Here is a 2,637-nt window from a genome sequence, read left to right as displayed (position 1 = left end):
GGGTGGCGGGATTTGAACCCACGACCTCTTCGTCCCGAACGAAGCGCGCTACCAAGCTGCGCTACACCCCGGTGCAACGAGGAATACTCTAGCGGACCAGTGCCGAGACGCGAAATCCGCTTCTTTCAGGCGTCATGCCGAACCGGCATGACAAGGGGAGCAGGTCTCCTAGGATGGAAGACATGTCCGAGCTGCGCCGCTTGCGTTACTTCCTCGCCGTTGCCGAGGAGCGGAACTTCACCCGTGCCGCGGAGCGGCTGCACATCGCGCAGCCGGCGTTGAGCCGGCAGGTGCGGGAGTTGGAGCGGGAGCTCGGGGTGGAGCTGCTGGAGCGGACGACGCACAAGGTGGAGCCCACGGAGGCGGGGCGGATGCTGCTGGAGCGCGGGCCCGCGCTCCTCGCCGCCGCGGACAGTCTCTGGCGTGGCGTGCGGGAGTACGCGGACGGCCGGATCGGCAGCCTCAGCCTGGGGTACGGCATGAGCGCCGGCTACGAGACCGCGCCGCAGCTGCTGCTGGCCATGAGCGAGGAGTTCCCCGGCATCGAGGTCTCCGCCCGGGTGATGGGCTTCCGGGACATCATGGACGCCGTCGCGGCCGGGACGCTGGACGTCGGGCTGGTCCGCTGCGCGCCGATGGAGGCGGCGATCGACGGGGAGCTGACGCTGACGCTGGTCCGGCAGGAGCGGCAGGGCGTGATCCTCAGCCGGCAGCACCGGCTGGCGCAGCGGGAGAGCATCGACCCGGCCGACCTGGACGGCGTCAAGCTGCTGCTGCACAGCCGGCGGCACAACCCGGGGCACTACGACAAGATCATGGAGATCACCACCGCCGCCGGGGCCAAGCCCGAGGTGCTGGTGCCGGACCCGGACGCGGACGGCGCCTACACCGCCGTGGCCAGCGGCGTCACGGTGACGGTGGTCGGCGAGTCCGGGCGGATCGGGCTGCCGTCCGGGCTGCTGTGGCTGCCGCTGGAGCCGGAGGCCTCGGTGGACGTGCACCTGGTGACCCGGACGCAGAACCGCAGCAAGGCGGTGGAGCGCTTCCTGCAGGTGGGCGTGCAGACCTCGCTGGAGCAGGGCTGGGTCAAGGACGTGGTGTGAGCGTCAGCAGCGTCGCCTCCGGCGGGCAGGCGAAGCGGACCGGCGTGTAGCGGTTGGTGCCGCAGCCGGCGGAGACGTGGAGGTAGGCGGTGCGGCCGCCGGCGGTGTGGGTGGACAGGCCCTTGACCCGGTCGCGGTCGATGTCGCAGTTGGTGACCAGGGCACCGTAGAAGGGGACGCACAGCTGTCCGCCGTGGGTGTGGCCGGCCAGGATCAGCGGGTACCGCTCCGCGGTGAAGGCGTCCAGGACGCGCAGGTAGGGTGCGTGGACGATGCCCAGGGAGAGGTCCGCGTCCGGGCTGGGACCGCCCGCGACGCGGGTGTAGCGGTCCCGGCGGATGTGCGGGTCGTCCAGTCCGGTGAACTCCAACTCCAGCTCGTTGAGGGACAGTTGGCCGCGCGTGTTGGTCAGGTTCAGCCAGCCGGCGGCGTCGAAGCCGTCGCGCAGCTTCTCCCACGGGTTGTGCACGGCGCCGACGATGCCGCGGCGGAGCGAGCCGTCGGCGTTGTTCATGCCGTGGTTGCCGGAGAACATCGCGGTCAGGTAGCGGCCCGGGTTCTTGCGCACCGGGCCGTAGTAGTCGTTGGAGCCGAAGACGTAGGCGCCCGGGAACTCCAGCAGCGGGCCGAGGGCGTCCAGGGTGGCCGGGACCGCCTCCGGGTCGGACAGGTTGTCGCCGGTGTTGATCACCAGGTCCGGGCGCAGCGCGGCCAGGCTGCGCAGCCAACGCTGCTTCTTGCCTTGGCCGTTGACCATGTGGATGTCGGAGAGCTGGAGCACCCGCAGCGGCCGGGCGCCGCGCGGCAGTACCGGGACCTCGACGCGGCGCAGCCGGAACGAGCGCACCTCGAACCCGGCGGCGTAGGCGACGCAGGCGGCGCCGGTTGCGGCGATTCCGAGCGGGACGGCGTAACGGGTGCGCATGCCTCCATCGTTCCAGACGCGCGGATATTGCTGAGCAAGGGGTGGTCCGCGGTGCGAGACTGTGCGACATGGCTACCACGCTCAAGCAGCAGCTCCAGGAGGACCTCACCGCCTCGATCAGGTCCCGTGACGAGCTGCGTTCCGGCACGCTCCGGCTCACCCTGACCGCCATCACCAACGAGGAGGTGTCGGGCAAGGAGGCGCGCGAGCTCTCCGACGACGAGGTCCTCAAGGTGATCACCCGCGAGGCGAAGAAGCGGCGCGAAGCCGCCGAGGCCTTCGAGCAGGGCGGCCGCGCCGAGCAGGCGGCCCGGGAGCGTGCGGAGGGCGAGGTGCTGGCGGGGTACCTGCCGCAGCAGCTCAGCGACGAGGAGCTGGGCGTGCTGGTCGCCGCGGCGGTGGCCGAGGCCAGGGCGGCCGGGGCCGAGGGGCCGAAGGCGATGGGCCAGGTGATGAAGCTGGTCAACCCGAAGGTCGCCGGCCGGGCCGAGGGCGGCCGGGTCGCCGCGGCGGTGAAGGCCGCGCTGGCGGGCTGACGCCCCGTCAGGGGCGGGGAGTCGCCGGCCGGTCAGGACGGGAACGCGCGGAGGGCGCCGGGATCGAGGAATC

General features: G+C 71.7%; 3 protein-coding genes. 2 read left to right on the top strand and 1 reads right to left on the bottom strand.

Going from position 1 to position 2,637, the window contains the following annotated elements:
• Positions 1-182: 182 nt before the first annotated feature.
• Positions 183-1,103 (top strand): LysR family transcriptional regulator, encoded by a 921-nt coding sequence (locus ACFP3V_RS13645; RefSeq protein ID WP_380583250.1) that lies wholly within the window; start codon positions 183-185, stop codon positions 1,101-1,103.
• On the opposite strand, the gene ACFP3V_RS13640 is transcribed toward ACFP3V_RS13645, so the two are convergent.
• Positions 1,087-2,028, bottom strand: coding sequence for a metallophosphoesterase (locus ACFP3V_RS13640; RefSeq protein ID WP_380583249.1), 942 nt, complete (start codon positions 2,026-2,028; stop codon positions 1,087-1,089). The genes ACFP3V_RS13645 and ACFP3V_RS13640 overlap by 17 nt on opposite strands.
• A gap of 68 nt (positions 2,029-2,096) precedes the next feature.
• Here ACFP3V_RS13640 and ACFP3V_RS13635 point away from each other — a divergent pair, with 68 nt between their 5' ends.
• The gene (locus ACFP3V_RS13635) at positions 2,097-2,564 is read left to right on the top strand and encodes a GatB/YqeY domain-containing protein (protein WP_380583248.1); all 468 of its coding nucleotides are present in this window, start codon (positions 2,097-2,099) and stop codon (positions 2,562-2,564) included.
• The last annotated feature ends 73 nt before the right edge of the window (positions 2,565-2,637 follow it).

It is taken from the genome of Streptacidiphilus monticola (assembly GCF_042658505.1).
Lineage (GTDB): Bacteria > Actinomycetota > Actinomycetes > Streptomycetales > Streptomycetaceae > Streptacidiphilus > Streptacidiphilus monticola.
The sequence above is the reverse complement of the archived record's forward strand: the minus strand, read 5'-3'. Positions and strand labels throughout refer to the sequence as shown.